The following is an 18,720-nucleotide window of genomic DNA, read 5'->3' as shown; positions in this document are numbered from 1 at the left end:
AGCGTATGGCTTATGTCGAATTCATTGCCCAGAAAGGAAAGATGGAAGCAAAAATCGGTAACGATATGGTAGCATTCAAAAGCAGTGGTGCCGAAAGTGACCAGGGTCACTGGCCCACAGAGTATGTCCTCGCTGCACTGGGAAGTTGTTTCTCCGGAACGGTCTTCGCCTACGCCAAGACCAAAAACCTGCCCCTGGATAAAGTCATCATCCGCATCCGGGGAGAACTGGGTGAGACCCCTTCTCGCATTCAGAAAATTCATCTTGAAACTGAATTGCAGGGAAATCTAACCTACGAAGAAAAAGAACGGCTCCTCAAGGTTGCGGAAAGGGCCTGCACCATCATGAATACCCTACGAGGAGGAGTTGAGGAAATCACCAATACCTTGCGGAGCTAACCCAAACCCAGGAGTTCTTTCAGGCGAAGTGCGTTACGGATGGCAAATCCCTGGTAATCGTTATCAAAATAGCAAAAAACATCGCGCTCTTGCCGGAAACGGTCAATCTTTTCTGCCCAGCTCATAATTTCCCGCTCACTGTAAAGGTGGGTATAGAGAGAGGTGCTTCCATGAAGACGCAAATACACAAACGGAGCGGTCAAGACCTCTTGGTACGGGAAAGATGGGGTATCAGAAAAGCAAAGCGCGATGTTCCTTTGGGACAGAATTTCATAAACGTCGTCACAGAAAAAACTCGGATGACGAAATTCAAAGACGTAGCGGAAACGAGAATCGAGAAGCCGGACAAAAGAAACCAATCGTTCCCGATCAAATCCAGTCCGGGGTGAAAGTTGAAAAAGAAGGGGACCACAATTTTGGCCCAAACCTTGAAGAACATCATAGAAACGTGCCAGGGGTTCTTCAACCCCTTTGAGCTTTTTCACATGAGTGATGTAACGGCTCACCTTTACGGCAAAGAGAAACGAGGGGTGTACTTGCATCCTCCAGTGTTCAAAAGTCGATAAAGGCGGAAGGCGATAAAAGGAAGCGTTGATTTCCACCGTATCGAAAAACCGTGCATAGAAGGATAACCAGTTCCTCTGCGCCACAGCCGCCGGATAAAAAACCTCCTTCCAGTGGGGGTAAACCCAACCAGAAGTTCCTATCCAGCACCGTTTTACCATCCTTTTCCCCCTTCAGAGGGCAAAAGACCCATCTTTAAAAAGAGAGGCGCCAGATGGTTGGTTGGACCAAAACCACTTCCCAGAGGTAGCGCATGCTGAATGACGAGTTCCATGTACTCTTTCACCACCGGAAGTGCCTCTTCTACGGTTTTACCGAGAGCAAGAAGCGCGCACAGTGCCGCTGAGTAGGTACAACCAGTACCGTGCGTGTTTTTGGTCAAAATTCTTTTCCCCGGATAGGGTCGCATTGTCTTTCCATCGAACAGGATATCTACCAACTCTTCTCCCTTCAGGTGTCCTCCCTTCACCACCACGTAGCGGGGACCCCGTTCCCAGATACACCGTGCTGCCTTTTCCATGTCTTCTTGGTCCCTCACCGAAAACCCAGCCAGAATCGACGCTTCTTCAATGTTCGGTGTTACCACCAATGCCAGCGGAAAAAGCTCTCTAATCAGCGTTTCAACGGCTTCTTTTTCAAGAAGCACCGCCCCGCTTTTCGCCACCATGACCGGGTCAACCACGAGATTCACAATACCAAATTCCCTCATCACCCTGGAAATGGCCCGAATGATGGACACATTATGGAGCATCCCAGTTTTCACGGCATCCACACCGATATCACTTACCACAGCCTCAATCTGTTGTACCACAAGGTCTTCCGGAAGAGGAAAGACAGTCTGTACTTCTTTCGTATTCTGCGCCGTGATGGCCGTGATGGCTGACATTCCGTAGACTCCAAAGGCACAAAATGTCTTAAGATCAGCCTGAATCCCCGCCCCACCACCTGAATCGGATCCGGCAATGGTCAACGCTCTTTTCATACGATTCATCTCCTTATCTTTGAAAATGATTCCATCCTACCAATTCAACTGGCACAGTCTCTCCATTTTTCCGGAGGTATATTCCCTTTTCTCGGACTATTTCACCAATAATCCAGGCTTTGACCCCACAGGACTGCTCAATCTCCCGTACCACATCCGGAGCACACTTCGCCTGGACCGTGAAAAGGAGCTCAAAATCTTCTCCACCCTGGAGGGCAAACTGCAAGGGATTCTCTCCCTTCTCGTTACACCATGCCCGCAAAAGGGAAGATACTGGAATAGCGGATGCCTCGAGTACCGCTCCCACACCACTTTTTTCCGTGACGTGCGATAAATCCTGAATCAGGCCATCAGAAACATCGATGAGCGCCATTCGTTCTCCCATCTTCCCCAGAAGCCTTCCCACCTCAATCCGGGGAGTTGGTGCCAGAAATCGTTCTAAAAGGGGTTGATACCGGTCTTTTTCTATAGGGTTGTTTCCGCTTGCCACGGCAAGACCTGCCCTCGATTCCCCAAGATAACCAGTTATGAGCACTGCGTCTCCAACCCGGGCATTGGAACGCAAAAGAAGAGGGCGAGTCTTTTCTACTTTTCCCAGGAGCGTGACATCAAAGGTCAGGGGGCCGTTGCTTCGAGCCAGGTTCCCCCCCACGATGTCCACCTGGTAAGCTTGAGCCTCTTCTCTCAATCCAGCCATAAATTTTTCCCAGAATTCGATCGACAGAGAAGACCGTAATATAAATGACAAAAGCCCCAATACCGGTATTCCCCCCATGGCAGCAATGTCGCTGAGGTTTACCGCCAGAACCCGTTTCCCCAGAAGATATGGGTCGGTATCCGGAAGGAAGTGGACCCCTTCCACTTGAGTATCACAGGTCAGAAGATAAAAAAAACCATCTGGTCCTTCAATCACCGCACAGTCATCACCAATACCAGCAACCACCAGTTCCTGAGAGGGCTGAAAAACCGTTTTAAGTCTCCCAATAATGCCAAACTCTCCCAGATCTTGAATGGTCTTCATCGCTTTTTGCTCCAAAAGGTATCGATTTTCTGGCGAAATGCCCGAGCTGCCTCAAAAGGCGAAGAAGCCCCCACCACAGCCGAAACAACCGCCACACCATCAACTCCGGTAGCCAGCACTTCTTCGACATTATCGAGCGTAATACCTCCAATGGCCACCACCGGTATCTTCACCGCTTCCTTAATCTGGCGCAGACGCAAAAGTCCAATGGGCTCACCAGCATCCTTTTTGGTCGATGTGGGGAAAACCGTTCCTACCCCCAGATAATCAGCACCCAGTGCCTCCAGTTCCCGAGCTTTTTTTTCGGTGTCACAGGACACACCAATAAGAAGCGAAGGAGCAAGACGACGCGCATAAGAAATGGGCATGTCCTCTTCTCCTAAATGAACACCATCAGCCTCAACGGCCAGGGCAACGTCCAACCGGTCATTGATAATCAAAAGCACCCCCTCATCTCTGGTGAGCTTTCGCAGTTCCAGAGCTTCCTCCAGAAAAACTTTAGTAGACGCCCTTTTTTCCCGTAACTGGATAACCGATGCCCCTCCTCTAGCGGCTTCTCTCGCAACTTCGACGTTACTTCGAGGGGCCTCAATCGTTCGATCTGTAATGACATACAGCGAAAGATCCATGCTATACGACCTCCATCTGCAAACGCTGAACAAATTCCTCTTCGGTTAATGCATACATGACATCAAACAGTGTGTAATGGAAACTCCCCGGACCTCGGGATAAGGTCGCAGCGATTTCCGCACAAACTCCCAGAAATCCCAGCGCGAAAGAAGCAGCAAGAAACATATCCCTTTCCACTGCCACACAGGCTCCGCACAGGGAAGTAGCCATACAGCCAGTTCCGGTAACTCGGGTCAGGAGGAAGTCTCCATTCTGAATAATTGCCGTTCTCTCTCCGTCACTCACAAAATCAATTTTACCAGTTACCGCTACAGTGGTACCCAGGATTTTTCCCGCCTCCTGAGTAAGACGAAATGGATCCAAAAGAACATCTGACGATTCCACGCCTCGAATGCGGGCTTCTCTTCCCAAAAGAGCAGCAATCTCTGCCGCATTGCCCCTTACTACAGCCACTTTCACCTCTCGTAAAATCGCTTGGGCACTCGCAGTACGAAAGGAGGTCGCTCCCACTCCCACTGGATCAAAAACTACAGGTATCCCCAGGGCATTGGCCTTTTTCCCGGCCAAAATTGCGCTCCGCACCACTTCCTGAGTCAGAGTCCCAATGTTGAGCACCAGAGCCTGGGCATGAGTCACCATTTCTTCCACTTCTTCCTCGGCGTAGGCCATGACCGGTAAAGCCCCCACAGCCAGCATGGTATTGGCATTGTCATTGGTCACCACAAGATTCGTGATATGGTGCACCAAGGGTTTTGACTCCCGGATACGCCGGAATACTTCCACACCTTTTTCCTTCAAATTTCTCTCCATCGCCATCCTCTCTTTAACAAAAGATAAAAGATCCCAGCCACAAAAAAGCTAGGCAAAGAAGCGCCGAGACCGGATAAGAAAAAAGTAAAAAGGAGATATATTATCACACCCCCTATCCAGGACACCATAGCCCCAAAATCAACAGTTTTTCTTCCCTCAAGAGCCTCGCCGAGATCAATGTTCCGACGGCGTACGAGAAAATAATCAAAAAGAACCACCGCAAAGAGGGGGACAAAGATCGCCCCGATGAAGAGTAAAAATTTTTCGTACTCCTCCATGGGGAAGATAAGCGCCAGAATCGTCCCCCCTAAACCAAAAAGAATCGTCACCCACCGCCCTCGCAAACGAGGAAAAAGGTTGAGAAACGAGACTCCAGCCGAATAGATATCAAGAAAGGTGGTGGTAAATGTGGAAAAAAGGACGACAAAAAGCGCTGCCACACCAAGGCCCATGGAAACCATACCCGGCAACGGATCCGGATTCTTGGTCGCCAGGGCGCTTATGAGACCCACAGTGTACATCCAGGAACTGGCGATAAAATATCCCAGAAACGTTCCCCAAAACGCCCCTTTTGTGTTTCTGGCAAAACGGGCATAGTCAGCCACAAGCGGTAGCCAGGAGATGGGCATGGCAATGACAAGATCAAGGCCCATACCCAAAGGAAGCGTACTCTCTCTTGGAAACGCAATCAACGTGGACCAGGAAACACTGCGGAGGGCCACATAGGTCATGAGACCCGAGAGAACCGCTAGTGCTCCGACTGCAATTCTCTGCATCCACTTCCACCATTCGGTTTCAATCAGTGCCCAGAAAGTACTCACCAGGCCAGCAAGAAGAATCCACAATCGGAAATTACTGAAGTGAAAAAGAGATTGCATAATGAGATCCGTAGAACGAGCACAGATAATGACCATGACTGCTGTCCAGCCAAGAAGCTGAACGACATTGAGAATCGAGGCCAGATACGACCCTTTGGCACCAAAAGCCAACCGAGTTGATACCATCGATGGAATACCCCAATCACTTCCCAAAACACCACCCAGGGCAAATGGAACATTTCCGATAAGATGCCCCACAAGAATCACCCCCATTCCCCAGATAAATCCTAAGGGTGCGAGTATCCCCCCCGCCCAGACTTCAGAAATGGCGATGGCTGCACCCATCCAGAGAAGGAAGAAATCCCCACTTCCAAGAGTACGGCGTTCTTTTGGAATTACTTCAATCGACATGGTTCTCTCCTCCATGTTTCTAAATCAACCATTCTGCGCAGTATCTTGACGAGGAGCAACCCCACAATGCTTCCCGGGATGCTACTCAAAAGGAACGCGCTCTGGAAAAAGAAGAGCGTTGCACTTCGCCCCACAAGTGGTGCCACCACATAGGTACTCAGAGTCGCCCCGACTGGTCCTGTACCTAAGGGTTCCAGCAACCCCATCCAGTCGCTCCGCTTCACATAGTGATAGAAATATCCCACCACCACCACTCCTGGAATGCCTCCAGGGAGAGAAAAAATGGTACCAGTACCCAGCATGATGCGTAAAACTCCGGTAATAAAAGCCGCCAACGCTCCATACCAGGGCCCAACGCTAATGCCTGCCAGCACGTTCAAGGCATGTTGAAAAGGGAACACTTTGGTCGGTCCAACCGGAATATGTACCCCAGAAGCAACCACACCCAGAGCTACAAAAAGCCCGGTATACGCCAGAAGACGCACGTGTTTATCCATCCTTTTCACCTCCAAATAAAAAACCATCTACCAGCGGTAGATGGTTTTTTCTCAGAACCAACTCCCTACGCTGGTATTACCCAGATCAGGTTCAATGGGTCGAGGGTTTGACACCCTCCTCTCAGCTCCGCCTTCAAGGAGCTCCCCTGGTACTATTCAATTTTTATTATTATACCACATTATCTCAAAACTCCAAAATCAAGTAATCACATCTCCCACGTTTACCACCACTTTGATGGCGTCCATTTTATGCTGGTGAGCAAACTGCAGGGCTTCTTGAGCCCTGTCCAGCGAAAAACGATGGGTGATAAGCGTGGCCAGGTTCACTTTCCCTGCGTTGAGGAGATCCACACAACCCTTATAGGTATTGGCATAGCGGAAAATTCCCAGCACATCCAGTTCTTTATCGATGACCTTAATCACGTCAAAATCCACCCGGGCCACCGAAGGAAGGCCAATGAGAACCACTTTACCCCCTTTACGCACTAGCTCTACCGTCATCTGGGTGGTGATCACACTTCCAGCCGTTTCAAACACCACATCCACACCCCGACCCCGGGTGATTTCCATTACTGTTTTTTTCAAATCATCCGCTTTGGCATTGACCACATACTGAGCGCCGAGTTCCCTGGCCTTTTCCAGCCGAAGAGGAGAAATATCAACTGCGATAACCTCGGTTATTCCCCGTGCTAAAAGCATTTCCAGCGTCACCAAGCCAATAGGACCACTGCCCAGAATGAGCGCCACCTGTCCTGGTTCCGCCTGAGCCCTGCGCACGGCATAGAAACCAACCGAAAGTGGTTCCACCAGTGCCGCTTCTTCAAAGCTCACTGAAGACCCAATCGGATAGGTAAAATAGGCCGGATGGGTAACATATTCACAGAACGTTCCATCGATGGGTGGGGTAGCCCAGAACACCACATCTGGACAGAGGTTATACCGACCCGAGCGACAGAATTCACATTTTCCACAGGGAATACCTGGCTCCATGGTTACCCGGTCTCCAGGGCGAAGGTTTTTTACCCGACTGCCGACTTCCACCACTTCTCCAGAACATTCGTGACCCAGAATAAAAGGAGGCTGCACCACATAATCACCAATTTTTCCTTCCACGAAGTAATGCACATCCGAACCACATACTCCCACGCTTTTGATACGAATTAATACCTCCTCATCTCCGGGAATTGGTATGGGAAGCTCTTCAATTTCGATTTTCCCGATTCCCTTCATCACCGCAGCCTTCATTCTTCCACTCATACGAAACCTCCCTTTCGCAAATCATAAACATTATCCGGTAATGGCTTCTTTTACTTTGGCCAGAAAATGTGCTTCCGGTAACGCCCCCTCAAAGGAAACCGAATCGTTGATCACCACCTTGGGAACCGCACTCACACCATAGCGATAGGCAAGATGAGGAAACTCTGTCACCTCCACCATTTCCGAACGCACTAAAGACCCTTCTATCGCCATCTTGTGGGAAAGCACCACAGCCTGCGGGCAGTAAGGACAGGTTACCGTGACAAAAGACTGAATGGTCACTGGCCGTGAGAGCGCACGTAAAAAAGCTTTGGTCTCCTCCTCAAGGTCTGTGGAACGACGCGATACCCAGACCAGGGTCTCCACAAGCCCGGAAAATTCATAGCCTGCAGGAATGCCATAAAAACGAATCCCATAGTCGTTTTCTCCTGCAACCACAGTCGCAGGAACTTTGTCAATGCCGTATGCCTTGGCCTTCTCCTGATCCACAAGAAAATGAAAAACCTCCAGGTGAAGTAAGGGAGAAAGTTCCGCTACCTCTTGGAGGAGTGCCCGTGTATCCTGGCAGGTCTCACACTCCAGCTCCTGAGTGAAAAAACGGAGATACACTGGCTGAACCAGGTTTTCGCGCAAAAATGCCGCTAACGCCTGCCGATCTTTGTTCTGCAGGAACATCCACATCCCTCCCTATCCTAAAATCACTTCCAGTTTTTTCTGGAAACCGGGCAACGTCTCGATATCACCACCAGGACAGCTTTCCCCATAACGGATGGTCCCGTTCCGGTCGACAATGAATACCGTCCACGCTGCCAAGTACTCCCTAGAGAGCACCCCAAACGCCTTAATGGTATCGAGAGCAGGATCACTGTATAGGGGGAAAGAAACTGAAGAGCGGTTGATGAATACCCGCTGCACAAAAAATGCATCGGAGCTAATACCGATAAAAAGACCACCTCGTTTCGTAATGGTGTCACTCAAAGTGTTATACGCAGGCAACAATTTCTCGCTGCTTGGACTCAACACGGAATCAAAAAAAAGGAGTACTGCCCCTTTTCCGGCAATAACCTGGGAGAGCAAAACCCGAGTTCCACCCGTATCGGTAAGCCAGCTATCCGGACAGGATTCACCAATCCGAATGGAGTTTTGCCATAAAAAAAGGAGTACTTCTTTCATGAAAAGAGGCAATTCTTCCGGACCCTGAGCAGTGATGATATTCCCATCAGCCACAACCGGCAGATTCACAAAGTCCCCCCCAGCATTGACTACATCGTCTTTAATTGAGAAGAGCCCCGTTATCCGTTTTCCCCGCACAATGTCCGCAGAGATAAGCACCCAGGGTGCACGTGAGAGAGCCCCGATCAGTTTTCCCTGCTGATAATACTCTCGTACCAAGGTTAGTACCACCGGAAAACGCCGAAGATAATCGGGTGCAAACCCACCCGGTATGATGATTCCATCAAAGTCCCGGGAACTGACTGAAGAGGTAATCACTTCAGCCCTGGCTGGAAAACCATGCCGTCCCAAAAAGGTTTCTTCAGTACTCGTCCCTACCAGCCGGGCCTCAATTCCCTCTTCCCGGAGGCGCAATAGAGGATACCACAACTCCAGTTCCTGGTACTGATTTTCTACCAGAATCATCACTCTTCTTCGGGCCACATCATCCCATCTCCTTCCTCAGGGCAACGAGTTTCAGAAAATGCTTTTTTTCTTCTGCAATCACCTCTTCCAGCCACCCTCTCTTTGTCGGATTGACCAGAGGAATAAAACCCTGGTAGAAGAGTACGCTCTCTTTTTCCACCGCGACACCGGTTTCCAGAGCATCGGCAAGAGAAGAAGGTAAAACCTGACCAGCTAGGACTTTTCCCAGAATTCCGTTTTCCACGATAGACCCCAGATATTGGGTTTCCTCTTCGCTGTCTTGGAGGGTTTCTTCAACTTCCAGAGTGTTCAAAAGACCACGGAAAAAAGCCAGGTGTTTTTCCTCCTCTTCGGCAAGGAAAGCAAATACCTTTTTGGCTTCCTGATGAGCCGATTCCTGAAGTCTTCTATAAAAATCGATTCCTCTTCTTTCCAGTTCCACCGCCATACCCAGTATTTCTGCAGGAGCAAAACGTAACACCATTCGCCTATCCCTACCTTTCTCCGTTTCCATTTTTATTTTAACACTTTTTAACCATCTTATCAGGAAAGCTATTCTGACGTAGAATAGAAAAGAGGTGAAAAAAATGGGAGAGATCAAACCACCGCCACCAGTAAAGCTTTTCATTGCCACTCTATATGAGGAAGAAAAGGTGCTACAAAGAGTCCTCGAACCGCTTCAGGAACACTTTGGCCAAATAGAATGGCAAAGTCCTTCCGTTCCCTTCACGTATACCGATTATTATCGAGATATCGGAACGAACCTCGTGCGGGTTTTCCTGGTTTTTAAACCCCTCATTGACCCTGGACAGCTTTCCGAAATAAAATGGACCACCAATGAAATCGAGAAAAAGACTAAAGATGAGCATAAAGAGCGTAAAATCAATTTAGACCCAGGATACTTTGACGGAGGGAAAATCGTCCTGGCTACCACCAAAAACTTTGCCCACCGAGTCTATATCGGAAAGGGTATTTTTGCCGAAGCAACCATTAAGTGGGAACGAGGAGATTTCCGTCCCTTCCCCTATACCTACCCAGATTACGCGAGTCCTGAATACCGTCCTATTTTATTCCAGATTCGAGAACTCTACCGCAGATCTCTCAAAGAACTGGCCCTCAAATCTTCTTCCTGAAACAGCTCTCGATACCAGGGGTTGGAGCGCATCAGTTCCTCATGCGTTCCTTCCCCTTTGACTTCTCCATCCTGCACAAGGACAACCCGGTCCAGGTTGCGCACCATTCTCAGGGAGTGGGCAATGATAATCACAATTTTATCCCCCTCAATCTGAGCGATGGTATTGAGAATGCATCGTTCCGACTCAGGATCCAGGTTGGAAGTGGCTTCATCAAAAACCATGATAGGGGGGTCTTTCAACAGGGCCCGAGCAATGGCAATTCGTTGTTTTTGTCCTCCCGAGAGACGACTTCCTCCCTCACCGACATCGGTATCATATCCATTTTCCAGATGCACGATAAACTCATGGGCATGCGCCCGGCAGGAAGCAGTATACACCTCTTCGGAAGACGCCTTCAAGTCCCCATAGAGGATGTTTTCCCGGACAGTGCCTCCCAGCACTAGGGCATCTTGGAGCACTACTCCGATGAGATTACGGAGTGCTGAAAGTCTAAATCGCCGGATGTCCACTCCGTCAATTTCGATGCTTCCCTCATCTGGGTCATAGAAACGAAGCAAAAGGTTAATGAGAGTCGTCTTTCCCGCTCCACTTGGCCCAACAATCCCCACTTTTTCCCCCAACCGGATTTTCAGATTGAAATGGCGTAAAATTGCTTCTCCTCGATAGGCAAAGGAAACATTTCGAAAAACAATGCCTTCTCGAACAGAAGTAATCTCCGTCGCTTCTTTATCCTCCTGAATGGGAGAAGGGACGTCTAGGAATTCGAAAATTCGTTCCGCCGAAGCCAAACTCTGCTGTAGAGTTTGAATGCCGGCCGAAAAACGTGAAAGCGGGGAAGAGGCAATGACCAGATATCCCAGAAAAGCAATCAGTCCTCCAGGGGTGAGGTTCCCGTAAACTACTTCTCGTCCCCCATACCATATGACCACCATAATACCGCAGGAAGTAACCAGTTCTACAAGGGGAGTAAAAATGGCCTTGGCTTTGGCCTGTTGCATGGCCAGGTAAAAGTTTACTTCGTTTTCCCGCTCAAAACGTTCCACTTCATAGTGTCCGCTCACATACGATTGAATAATCTTCATTCCCGTCACAGCTCGCTCAACGAGCGAAGTGAGGAGCGCAGCTCTATTTTGCAAAAGATGCGAAAAACTTTTGATTTTTTTGCCCAGGTAATCGACGCTCGTCCCCACCAAGGGAAAAACGAGAAGCGACAGCGCTGCCAGCTTCCAATGGATGAAAAACAGGAAAACTACCGAACCGGCAAAGATGAGAAAATCCATGATGATGTTCACAAAAACACTGGAAAATAGGTTCTGCAGAATGGTGATGTCGTTGGTCATGCGAGAAATCACTTCTCCAGGGTGTGTTTCTTGAAAAAAGGACGCCGAAAGAGAATGGAGATGCTGATACAGGTCTGAACGGAGTTTGGTAATGGCCCGAAAACCAGCCAGAGAAATCCAGAAATTCTGGGCATATGAGGTAATCCCTTTTACAAAAAAGATCACAATGACACCCAGAGAAATAAACATCAGAAGTCTTAAATCCTTTTGAATGAGAACCCGATCGATGGTATCCCGCAAAAGCCAAGGCAGAAGGAGGTTAAGGCCGGCGCCAAAAAGAGCCATCAACAAAGCCCCCATGATATACCACCCATAGGGACGGAGATAACGCAAAAGCCGCCAAAGACTACCGGACCTTTTCACCATGCCACGCCTCCATGATGAGGTTTACAAGACGGAGCGACGCATCGGGGGATGGAAGTTCTTCCGGTAAAAGCTTTTTGGTCTGGTCCCGTAAAGTTTTCTCTACCACTTCGAGGAATTGCTCCACAGGAATGTTCCCTTTGAGCTCTGGCAAGATCTCTTTTTGCCAGAGCAGGTTGGGAAGGGAAATCCATCCGGCTTCCTCCAACCTCCGATAAAGGATTCTTCTTTTCAATATTTTACCCCAATAGGGAATTTTTTCCAAAATAGCCAGCGGTCCCATAACCGGGAGCATTTCAATTTTCCTGGAAGCGGGGAAAACAACGATTCCTCTTTTTTCCCGATACACAATTTCCAAATTGTTGGAACCCGGTACCGTGATAACGAGATCCGCCTCCTGGATAAGACTCGAAGTTTTCCCAAAGAAAACCACCATCTCCGATATTTCCGGTACCACTGCACGCTGATAATGAAAAGGTAAACCCATGACAAAGGAAGCCTCCGGATATCGTCCTCTCAGCGCCTTTACCCAGGTTTGGAAAAGAGGGAAAAGAGCCGGGTAAGCAAACCTTCGGCTCCCGGGTAAAAAGAGAAAGCGAGGAGTACCTGAAGGGAAAAGGGGTTCGGTTTTCAATTTTGCCACCGCCGAGGCCAGTAAATCCCCCACGTAAACACGCTGCTTTTGAGGAAAGCGAACCATATCATTTGGAAAACGCACCAGGTACCGATCCACCTGAGAAACCCACCGGGGGGATACACCGTACGCCCACAGGGGGTAGCCAGTTCTCCTTTTTAAGAGCACCGCATAGAGAAGATCACCCCCCAAAAAGAGTGTAAGACCCCAAGAAGCGGGTGTAAATCGTGACAGACCTAAGGTAAACCAGATGGTTTCCCGGGGAGAAAAAACCCTTTCAACTAAGGGAAAACTCCGGACGATCTCAACTTCTCGACCGGTGGCAAACTGACAGGGGGATACAAAAACCCATATCCGGGGAACACACGAGCAACACTTCAATTCCTCTAAAAGAGGCCATAGCCAGTAATACACCTCTCCAGGGCTATTGACCGTGATGAGAAGATGTCCCCCTTGGTTAGAGGTAGGTACCAAGAACTTCCACCACCTGTGCGAACGGATCCCCCCGGTCAAGGCGTTCCCGAATCTGTCTCGCCCAGAAAAGCGCTTTTTCACGAATCTGTGCATCCTGCAACATATTCTCCACCTCTCGCTGCAGGTTTCGCCAGGAAAAATCATCCTGGATAAGCTCAGGGTAAATACGTTCCCCCAGAACAATATTTGGCAATCCAATAAAAGATTCCTGAAATACCATCTTCGCCACCCAGAAAGTGAATGGAGAGAGGCGATAGACGATAATCTGAGGAACTCCCGCCAGAGCCACTTCCAGAGTGACCGTCCCGGCACAGGCAATGGCAAGGCTGGCGTTACGCAAAACACGAGGAAGTTCCTTTTTCATCACCACTGTTACCGAAAATTGACACAGTTTTTCAGTTAAGAGGGTCCGTAGCTCCGGGGATGCTGCCACGGCCACCAGACGATATGAATCTCCGAGAGAAGGATTCCTTTGGAGGTACTCTTGAACAACTTCAAGATATCGCAATACCTCTGCTCTGCGACTGCCCGGAAGAAGAACTACCCAGGGAATCTCAGAGAAAACTTCCCAGATATCCGGTAAACCCTGCCGCAACAATTCCAAAAGGGGATGCCCAGCCCACCTAACACAGGCCCGACCAGAAGAAAAGTAGGGAACTTCCCAGGGGAAAAGGGGGAAAATCCAGTCAGCAAGTCTTGCTAACTCCCAGCCTCTTTTTTTACCCCAGGCCCACACTTGAGGTGGAGCAAAGTACACCACCGGAATTCTCTGTTTTCGACAGAAATGCGCCAGACGAAAGTTAAAACCAGGATTATCAACAAGCACCACCGCTTGGGGGCGATACGTTCTGATAAAGAGACGGGCAAGATTCCACGCCTTCCACCACTGGCGCAAGGAACCAATCGCCTCCAGAAGCCCGAAGGTCGAGAGCGAAGCGGTAGAATAAAGAAGCTGTGCTCCAGAGCTGGCGCTTTCTTCCCCTCCCAGAGCAAACACATCCACGTCCGGAAATCGCCTCCGGAGAAGACGCACCATTGCACCCACATACCGATCTCCCGAAATGTCACCACAGGAAAAAAGAATCGCCTTACCCACTTTATCGCTCAATTCCCACAATGCTCAGTGAATGCTTTTCGGCTCGGTCCAGTGCTTCGTCTCGGTCTAAAAAGAGGGTTTTCCCGCTCTCCACGGCCAGAACTTGACCCCCGAAGCGCACTAACAGTTCTATCGTCTGTAACCCAATAGTGGGAATGTCGATAAAGAAATCCTGGCTGCTGCGCGCCACTTTGACCACTACACCCCCACGTCCAAGTTCAAGACCCCTTTGAATCGCGGTATCAGTTCCTTCTGCCCCCTCAAGAGAAAGGACCGTCCCCCTTTTCACCACCACCGTCTGACCAATTTCTTCATCAGCCAGAAATCGTGCCACTCGAAAGCCTAAGGCAATATCAGACCATTCCTGGACATCAGGAATTCTCTCGGTGAGTACCCCTGGCGGAGTCAAAGAATCAGCGAGAAAGGTAAGCGGTGAAACCACTTCTAGCCCTTCACGCATCAAATCCATCATAACTTTTTTGATAATCACCTGATCAGCAAAAGAGGGAGAAGTCGCTTCGATCTCCTGCGATAGAAAACCCCCCTGAAAAAGCACCCTCTTGGGAACCTTCCCAGCCAGACATACCCTGCGAATCCCATGGTCCTTTACCAAACGAATCACATCGTTCACCGAGAACGAAGAACAAAAGAAGTGAACCGGGAGTCCCTCCTCAGGGCATAAAAAAGAAGAACTGAGTACCAGCACTTCACTGGTAAGGCTGGCTCTCTGATAGACAAGAAGAGGAATCTTACCTTCACCCGTCAAAAGAAGCATCTTCTCGGACATCTTCCATGCCCTTGGTCCAACGGGTTACACCTCTTTTACTTCGAGCAAAAAAGGCAATAATCTCTTCAACCAAAGCCATATCGTACCCCGTTTTGGGAAGCTCTTCCAGAGCTTTACGAAGCGGTAAACCACTCCGATAAAGAAAAGTGTAAATTTTCTTGATCGCTTCACGTTTTTCCGGGGAAAATCCCCGCCTTTTTAGACCCACTCGATTGAGGCCATAAATTCGCGCCGGATGACCGTCAGCCAGGGTATAGGGAGGAATATCCATAGTTACTTTGGCCAGCCCCCCCACCATACACAACCGCCCAAGATGAACAAACTGATGAATTCCCAAAAGCCCGCTTAGGGTAGCCCAGTCTTCAATGATTACGTGCCCACAGAGCATGGCGCCATTGGCCATCACCACACCATCACCAATAGAACAATTATGCGCAATATGACAGTAGGCCATGATGAAACAAGCCCGGCCAATTTGGGTGGTTTTTCCTTCCCCAGTCGCTCTGTGAATGGTCACAAACTCTCGGATGGTGGTTCCCTCTCCAATGACTACTGCAGTTTCTTCACCCCGGTATGAGAGGTCTTGTGGCGGAGCGCCAATGATGGTATGGGGACCGATGACACAATGCGCACCAATCTCCACCCGTCCTTCGAGAACCGCAAAAGGACCAATGCTCGCATGTGCTCCAATCTTTGTTCCTTCTCCAATGATAGCATACGGTCCTACCTCAACCCCTTCTTCCAGTATGGCATGTTTCGATACTCTGGCGGTGGGATCAATGGTAACCATTTTTGACCTCCTTTCGCAAAAGCTCCACCATCCGCTGATTAAGTTGGTGCCCAGAGCGAATACCCAAGAATCCCCCCTGAACTCTTACCCCCAAAAGCATCAAATCTCCCAGAAAATCCAGGATTTTATGGTAGGCCGCTTCTTGAGGATGGCGTAAAGGGTGGTTACTCCGCCCCCAGGGATCCAAAACCAGGGCTTCGCTGCGTATTCCTAATCCAAGCCCATGTTCCAGAATATGAGCAATCTCCCATTCGAAAGCAAAGGTTCGAGCTTGGGCAAGACAAGCAAAATCATCCCCTTCTCGAAACTGTACACTCTGCAAGAACATTCCTTTTTGCGTCACATCGAGAAGGTAAAAAACCTGGGTGTCCTGAGCCGGAAACGCAAACAGGCCTTTTTCTGTGTCACCCACTCTAAGCACATGCTGCAGCGAAAGTACAGGACAGAGTTTATTCTGGATGACCATCCCGGCGCGAGCAAGCGCTTCAAAGAAAATGAGCGCACTGCTATCACCTCCAGGAAGTTCTCCTCCTTCGACCCATACCTCCAAATTGGTTATCCCCCACCCCCAGCAAGCAGCAAGAAAATGCTCTACGGTTCGGAGCACAACACCTTCATTAGCCAACGCAGTCGAACGGGAACCGAACGTTGCATATTCAATCCGGGCCGGAATCCAAATTTCCCGAGAATTCTGTATCACCCGAAAGACGATACCGGTGTCCTCCTTGGAGGGAAAAAGCGTCATCGAGACCTCTTCTCCGGTATGTAACCCCTTCCCTTCTAAAGTAACTGGAGTTGCTACAGTCTTTTGCCGTACTCCCTCATCCATGCTGGAAGATCCTGGTCAGTTTCTCCTCGATACTCTTCAACCTCTGCCATATCTCAGGTAATTTCCGCACCAGAGCCCTCTCTCTAAGCTCCTTATGATGGTCCTGGGCAGGGAAACCGGACACCATAGAACCTTTTTCCACTCGTGACGTAATCACAGCTCGCCCGGCAACCTGCACTCCCTCAGGCACATCACAATGATCCACAACCCCAGATTGGCCCCCCATAACCACCCGGTCTCCGACCTGACTACTTCCAGCAATACCGGATTGTGCAGCAATTACCACATGCTTTCCCACGCTCACATTGTGAGCTACGGTAACCAGATTGTCGATTTTCGAGCCCTGTCCAATCCGGGTCGTTCCCAGGGTTGCTCGGTCAATTGTGGCATTGGCTCCGATTTCTACGTCGTCTTCAATGACCACTCGACCCACGTGAGGAATTTTCACATATCTTCCCTGATACCATTCATATCCAAAGCCATCGGCTCCGATTACCACCCCACTGTGAAGAATAACCCGATCACCAAGTACACATCGTTCTCGAATCACCACTTGAGGGTAGATGAGGCATTCCCGCCCAATGACCACATCTTTTCCGATATACACTTGAGGATAGACTACCGTACGCTCGCCAATCAGCGCTCCCTCTTCAACAACCGAAAAAGCTCCAACTGAGACACCCTCCTTGAGAATCGCCTTAGAATGAACCATCGCCTGAGGATGAACCCCCACTGGAAATGACGGAAACCCAAAAAAATAAGGAACAAGCTGGGTAAAGGTGTACCGGGGATTATCGACGAGAATGCAATGTTTTCCTGGTAATTTTCCTTGAAAATCCTTTTGCGCCACCACCGCCAGCGCCGGCGAATTCTGGACACTGGTAATAAAACGAGGGTGATACAGAAAAACAAGGTCATTAACCGTCGCTTCCTGAGGCTCCTTAATCCCCTCCACCTCGAAATCGGGGTCTCCATCAAGGAGACCCCCAATGATTTGACATACCTCCCGAAGTTTCATTGATTGGTCTTACTCGCAACCAGGTTTTTGAGTTCCTCAATCACCTTGTCCGTAATATCGACACCACCATAAAAAATAAGGGGCATTTCTAAGAGTTCTTTTTGGCTTACCGGAATGCGGAGTTCACTCCGAATAACCAGGGTAAGTTTCATGTTTTCGGAAACGTTCTTCACCGCAGCAATGATATCACCATACCGCTCATCGAGGAGCGCCTGCCGATTTTTTAACATCTCATCCCGAATCGGCATCCATTCGGCATTCATCTCTTCTTCTAACTTCTGCACCTCTTCTTTGGTTTTCCCTTTTCCTTTCTCGGTTAATTCCTGCTGCCTTTTCTGGAATTCCTCATTGATTTTCTTTTCCAGCTCCACGATCTTCGCGGTATTCGGGTGAGCCTCAAAAATCTTGTTAATGTCCAGCAACCCAATAGAAGATACGTTGGTCTCTGGATTACCCGTCGGAGCCGGCTTTGGAGAAGGAGTGGCCTTTTTGCTCTGAGCAAAAGCCAGTCCCGAAACCAGGAGGAATATCGTCACCACTGAAACAATGACCAACCGGTGATACATCTTCTTCATGTGCTTTTTCTCCTTTCCACCAAATCTTAAAAAGTTTGCCCAATGCTGACGTAGGTCTGTCCGCCTTCTTCTCCGATCCCGTAATCAAGCCGTATCGGACCAATAGGGGTATCGAAACGCAGCCCTATGCCATAACCAGTTTTCAAGTCTGCAAAGCGGATTGTTTCACCTAAAGGCCATGCATATCCCGCATCCCCAAACACAACCAACTGGGTGTTCTTAGCAATATCGAAACGGTACTCCAGATTGAAGACCAGCATTTTCTCACCCTGAAACTCGTAGAGGTCGTACCCCCTTAAGGTATTGACCCCACCAACCGAGAACTGTTCAAATCTGGGTAATTCCACATCGGCAATACCTCCTACAAAACGGAGCGCCAGGGTGGCATTCTCACCCGTATCGATATAGTTGCGAACATCTAATACATACTTACTGTAGTTATAATCACCCCCTAAAAATCTCCCTGCAAACTCTGCTTGCAAACTACACCACCAACCACTATGAGGATTGAAAATGTCATCTCGGGTATCATAGATAATCGTGGGAGTAATCGAATTGCTTTTTCCGCCCCCATCAGGCGATTCTCCATCCAGAACAGTGATGGCAATATCCTCAGTCTTGTAACGCAATGTCCATTTCCAGTGCTCTCCTA

The 18,720-nt window shown here is 49.2% G+C and carries 22 protein-coding genes and 1 riboswitch; of the genes, 2 read left to right on the top strand and 20 right to left on the bottom strand.

What is annotated here, in order from left to right; genetic code table 11:
• The first annotated feature begins 5 nt into the window (after positions 1-5).
• Entirely contained in the window at positions 6-398 is a 393-nt protein-coding gene (locus tag ABDK92_00875; GenBank protein ID MEN3185176.1) for an OsmC family protein, read from the top strand.
• Here the strand turns inward: ABDK92_00875 and ABDK92_00870 are convergent.
• From ABDK92_00870 to ABDK92_00820, 11 genes are all read right to left on the bottom strand, one after another.
• Positions 395-1,123, bottom strand: coding sequence for a DUF72 domain-containing protein (locus tag ABDK92_00870; GenBank protein MEN3185175.1), 729 nt, complete (start codon positions 1,121-1,123; stop codon positions 395-397). The two genes, ABDK92_00875 and ABDK92_00870, sit on opposite strands and share 4 nt — an antisense overlap.
• Complete coding sequence (gene thiD / locus ABDK92_00865; protein MEN3185174.1) at positions 1,117-1,944, bottom strand: bifunctional hydroxymethylpyrimidine kinase/phosphomethylpyrimidine kinase; 828 nt, start codon at positions 1,942-1,944, stop codon at positions 1,117-1,119. The genes ABDK92_00870 and thiD overlap by 7 nt, the downstream gene beginning before the upstream one ends.
• Positions 1,945-1,957: 13 nt before the next feature.
• Positions 1,958-2,965, bottom strand: a complete 1,008-nt coding sequence (gene thiL, locus ABDK92_00860) for a thiamine-phosphate kinase (GenBank protein MEN3185173.1) — start codon at positions 2,963-2,965, stop codon at positions 1,958-1,960.
• The gene (gene thiE, locus ABDK92_00855; protein MEN3185172.1) at positions 2,962-3,594 is read right to left on the bottom strand and encodes a thiamine phosphate synthase; all 633 of its coding nucleotides are present in this window, start codon (positions 3,592-3,594) and stop codon (positions 2,962-2,964) included. Before thiE ends, thiL begins: the two co-directional genes overlap by 4 nt.
• 1 nt (position 3,595) lies before the next feature.
• The gene (gene thiM / locus ABDK92_00850; protein MEN3185171.1) at positions 3,596-4,405 is read right to left on the bottom strand and encodes a hydroxyethylthiazole kinase; all 810 of its coding nucleotides are present in this window, start codon (positions 4,403-4,405) and stop codon (positions 3,596-3,598) included.
• On the bottom strand, positions 4,390-5,634 hold the full coding sequence (cytX, locus tag ABDK92_00845; protein MEN3185170.1) for a putative hydroxymethylpyrimidine transporter CytX: 1,245 nt from the start codon (positions 5,632-5,634) through the stop codon (positions 4,390-4,392). The genes thiM and cytX overlap by 16 nt, the downstream gene beginning before the upstream one ends.
• Positions 5,619-6,131: an energy coupling factor transporter S component ThiW gene (thiW, locus tag ABDK92_00840; protein MEN3185169.1), complete on the bottom strand. Its 513-nt coding sequence runs from the start codon at positions 6,129-6,131 to the stop codon at positions 5,619-5,621. Before thiW ends, cytX begins: the two co-directional genes overlap by 16 nt.
• 42 nt (positions 6,132-6,173) lie before the next feature.
• A riboswitch (TPP riboswitch) is annotated at positions 6,174-6,289 on the bottom strand.
• Positions 6,290-6,329: 40 nt separating this feature from the next.
• Positions 6,330-7,388 carry an NAD(P)-dependent alcohol dehydrogenase gene (locus ABDK92_00835; protein ID MEN3185168.1) on the bottom strand — a complete coding sequence of 353 codons (1,059 nt, stop codon included), beginning with the start codon at positions 7,386-7,388 and terminating at the stop codon, positions 6,330-6,332.
• Between the two features lie 30 nt (positions 7,389-7,418).
• Positions 7,419-8,063 (bottom strand): thioredoxin family protein, encoded by a 645-nt coding sequence (locus ABDK92_00830; protein ID MEN3185167.1) that lies wholly within the window; start codon positions 8,061-8,063, stop codon positions 7,419-7,421.
• 12 nt (positions 8,064-8,075) lie between these two features.
• Positions 8,076-9,044 carry a DJ-1/PfpI/YhbO family deglycase/protease gene (locus ABDK92_00825; protein ID MEN3185166.1) on the bottom strand — a complete coding sequence of 323 codons (969 nt, stop codon included), beginning with the start codon at positions 9,042-9,044 and terminating at the stop codon, positions 8,076-8,078.
• Between the two features lies 1 nt (position 9,045).
• Positions 9,046-9,510 carry a ferritin family protein gene (locus ABDK92_00820; GenBank protein ID MEN3185165.1) on the bottom strand — a complete coding sequence of 155 codons (465 nt, stop codon included), beginning with the start codon at positions 9,508-9,510 and terminating at the stop codon, positions 9,046-9,048.
• A gap of 103 nt (positions 9,511-9,613) precedes the next feature.
• Between ABDK92_00820 and ABDK92_00815 the strand changes: the two genes are divergently transcribed.
• Complete coding sequence (locus tag ABDK92_00815; GenBank protein ID MEN3185164.1) at positions 9,614-10,159, top strand: DUF4416 family protein; 546 nt, start codon at positions 9,614-9,616, stop codon at positions 10,157-10,159.
• On the opposite strand, the gene ABDK92_00810 is transcribed toward ABDK92_00815, so the two are convergent.
• The 9 genes from ABDK92_00810 to ABDK92_00770 form a co-directional block, all read right to left on the bottom strand.
• Positions 10,114-11,868 carry an ABC transporter ATP-binding protein gene (locus ABDK92_00810; protein MEN3185163.1) on the bottom strand — a complete coding sequence of 585 codons (1,755 nt, stop codon included), beginning with the start codon at positions 11,866-11,868 and terminating at the stop codon, positions 10,114-10,116. The two genes, ABDK92_00815 and ABDK92_00810, sit on opposite strands and share 46 nt — an antisense overlap.
• Entirely contained in the window at positions 11,849-12,973 is a 1,125-nt protein-coding gene (locus ABDK92_00805; protein ID MEN3185162.1) for a hypothetical protein, read from the bottom strand. The genes ABDK92_00810 and ABDK92_00805 overlap by 20 nt, the downstream gene beginning before the upstream one ends.
• Complete coding sequence (gene lpxB, locus ABDK92_00800) at positions 12,957-14,069, bottom strand: lipid-A-disaccharide synthase (GenBank protein MEN3185161.1); 1,113 nt, start codon at positions 14,067-14,069, stop codon at positions 12,957-12,959. The genes ABDK92_00805 and lpxB overlap by 17 nt, the downstream gene beginning before the upstream one ends.
• A gap of 1 nt (position 14,070) precedes the next feature.
• Positions 14,071-14,856, bottom strand: coding sequence for a UDP-2,3-diacylglucosamine diphosphatase LpxI (gene lpxI / locus ABDK92_00795; protein MEN3185160.1), 786 nt, complete (start codon positions 14,854-14,856; stop codon positions 14,071-14,073).
• Positions 14,825-15,646, bottom strand: coding sequence for an acyl-ACP--UDP-N-acetylglucosamine O-acyltransferase (gene lpxA, locus ABDK92_00790; protein MEN3185159.1), 822 nt, complete (start codon positions 15,644-15,646; stop codon positions 14,825-14,827). The genes lpxI and lpxA overlap by 32 nt, the downstream gene beginning before the upstream one ends.
• Positions 15,633-16,475 carry a UDP-3-O-acyl-N-acetylglucosamine deacetylase gene (locus ABDK92_00785; GenBank protein ID MEN3185158.1) on the bottom strand — a complete coding sequence of 281 codons (843 nt, stop codon included), beginning with the start codon at positions 16,473-16,475 and terminating at the stop codon, positions 15,633-15,635. Before ABDK92_00785 ends, lpxA begins: the two co-directional genes overlap by 14 nt.
• Positions 16,468-17,493, bottom strand: coding sequence for a UDP-3-O-(3-hydroxymyristoyl)glucosamine N-acyltransferase (lpxD, locus tag ABDK92_00780; protein ID MEN3185157.1), 1,026 nt, complete (start codon positions 17,491-17,493; stop codon positions 16,468-16,470). Before lpxD ends, ABDK92_00785 begins: the two co-directional genes overlap by 8 nt.
• Entirely contained in the window at positions 17,490-18,068 is a 579-nt protein-coding gene (locus ABDK92_00775; protein ID MEN3185156.1) for an OmpH family outer membrane protein, read from the bottom strand. The genes lpxD and ABDK92_00775 overlap by 4 nt, the downstream gene beginning before the upstream one ends.
• Positions 18,069-18,094: 26 nt before the next feature.
• Positions 18,095-18,720: BamA/TamA family outer membrane protein (locus ABDK92_00770; GenBank protein ID MEN3185155.1), on the bottom strand; the 626-nt coding region annotated here is incomplete at its 5' end.

It is taken from the genome of Atribacterota bacterium (genome assembly GCA_039638595.1).
Classification (GTDB): Bacteria; Atribacterota; Atribacteria; order Atribacterales; family Caldatribacteriaceae; genus Profundicultor; species Profundicultor thermophilus.
The sequence above is the reverse complement of the archived record's forward strand: the minus strand, read 5'-3'. Positions and strand labels throughout refer to the sequence as shown.

Excerpts from the sequence above, each read along its gene's own strand:
- ABDK92_00875 (MEN3185176.1), top strand. The coding sequence starts at position 6 with ATGGCTTATGTCGAATTCATTGCCCAGAAAGGAAAGATGGAAGCAAAA.
- ABDK92_00870 (MEN3185175.1), bottom strand. The coding sequence starts at position 1,123 with ATGGTAAAACGGTGCTGGATAGGAACTTCTGGTTGGGTTTACCCCCAC.
- thiD (MEN3185174.1), bottom strand. The coding sequence starts at position 1,944 with ATGAAAAGAGCGTTGACCATTGCCGGATCCGATTCAGGTGGTGGGGCG.
- thiL (MEN3185173.1), bottom strand. The coding sequence starts at position 2,965 with ATGAAGACCATTCAAGATCTGGGAGAGTTTGGCATTATTGGGAGACTT.
- thiE (MEN3185172.1), bottom strand. The coding sequence starts at position 3,594 with ATGGATCTTTCGCTGTATGTCATTACAGATCGAACGATTGAGGCCCCT.
- thiM (MEN3185171.1), bottom strand. The coding sequence starts at position 4,405 with ATGGAGAGAAATTTGAAGGAAAAAGGTGTGGAAGTATTCCGGCGTATC.
- cytX (MEN3185170.1), bottom strand. The coding sequence starts at position 5,634 with ATGTCGATTGAAGTAATTCCAAAAGAACGCCGTACTCTTGGAAGTGGG.
- thiW (MEN3185169.1), bottom strand. The coding sequence starts at position 6,131 with ATGGATAAACACGTGCGTCTTCTGGCGTATACCGGGCTTTTTGTAGCT.
- ABDK92_00835 (MEN3185168.1), bottom strand. The coding sequence starts at position 7,388 with ATGAGTGGAAGAATGAAGGCTGCGGTGATGAAGGGAATCGGGAAAATC.
- ABDK92_00830 (MEN3185167.1), bottom strand. The coding sequence starts at position 8,063 with ATGTTCCTGCAGAACAAAGATCGGCAGGCGTTAGCGGCATTTTTGCGC.
- ABDK92_00820 (MEN3185165.1), bottom strand. The coding sequence starts at position 9,510 with ATGGTGTTACGTTTTGCTCCTGCAGAAATACTGGGTATGGCGGTGGAA.
- ABDK92_00815 (MEN3185164.1), top strand. The coding sequence starts at position 9,614 with ATGGGAGAGATCAAACCACCGCCACCAGTAAAGCTTTTCATTGCCACT.
- ABDK92_00810 (MEN3185163.1), bottom strand. The coding sequence starts at position 11,868 with ATGGTGAAAAGGTCCGGTAGTCTTTGGCGGCTTTTGCGTTATCTCCGT.
- lpxI (MEN3185160.1), bottom strand. The coding sequence starts at position 14,856 with ATGTCCGAGAAGATGCTTCTTTTGACGGGTGAAGGTAAGATTCCTCTT.
- lpxA (MEN3185159.1), bottom strand. The coding sequence starts at position 15,646 with ATGGTTACCATTGATCCCACCGCCAGAGTATCGAAACATGCCATACTG.
- ABDK92_00785 (MEN3185158.1), bottom strand. The coding sequence starts at position 16,475 with ATGGATGAGGGAGTACGGCAAAAGACTGTAGCAACTCCAGTTACTTTA.
- lpxD (MEN3185157.1), bottom strand. The coding sequence starts at position 17,493 with ATGAAACTTCGGGAGGTATGTCAAATCATTGGGGGTCTCCTTGATGGA.
- ABDK92_00775 (MEN3185156.1), bottom strand. The coding sequence starts at position 18,068 with ATGAAGAAGATGTATCACCGGTTGGTCATTGTTTCAGTGGTGACGATA.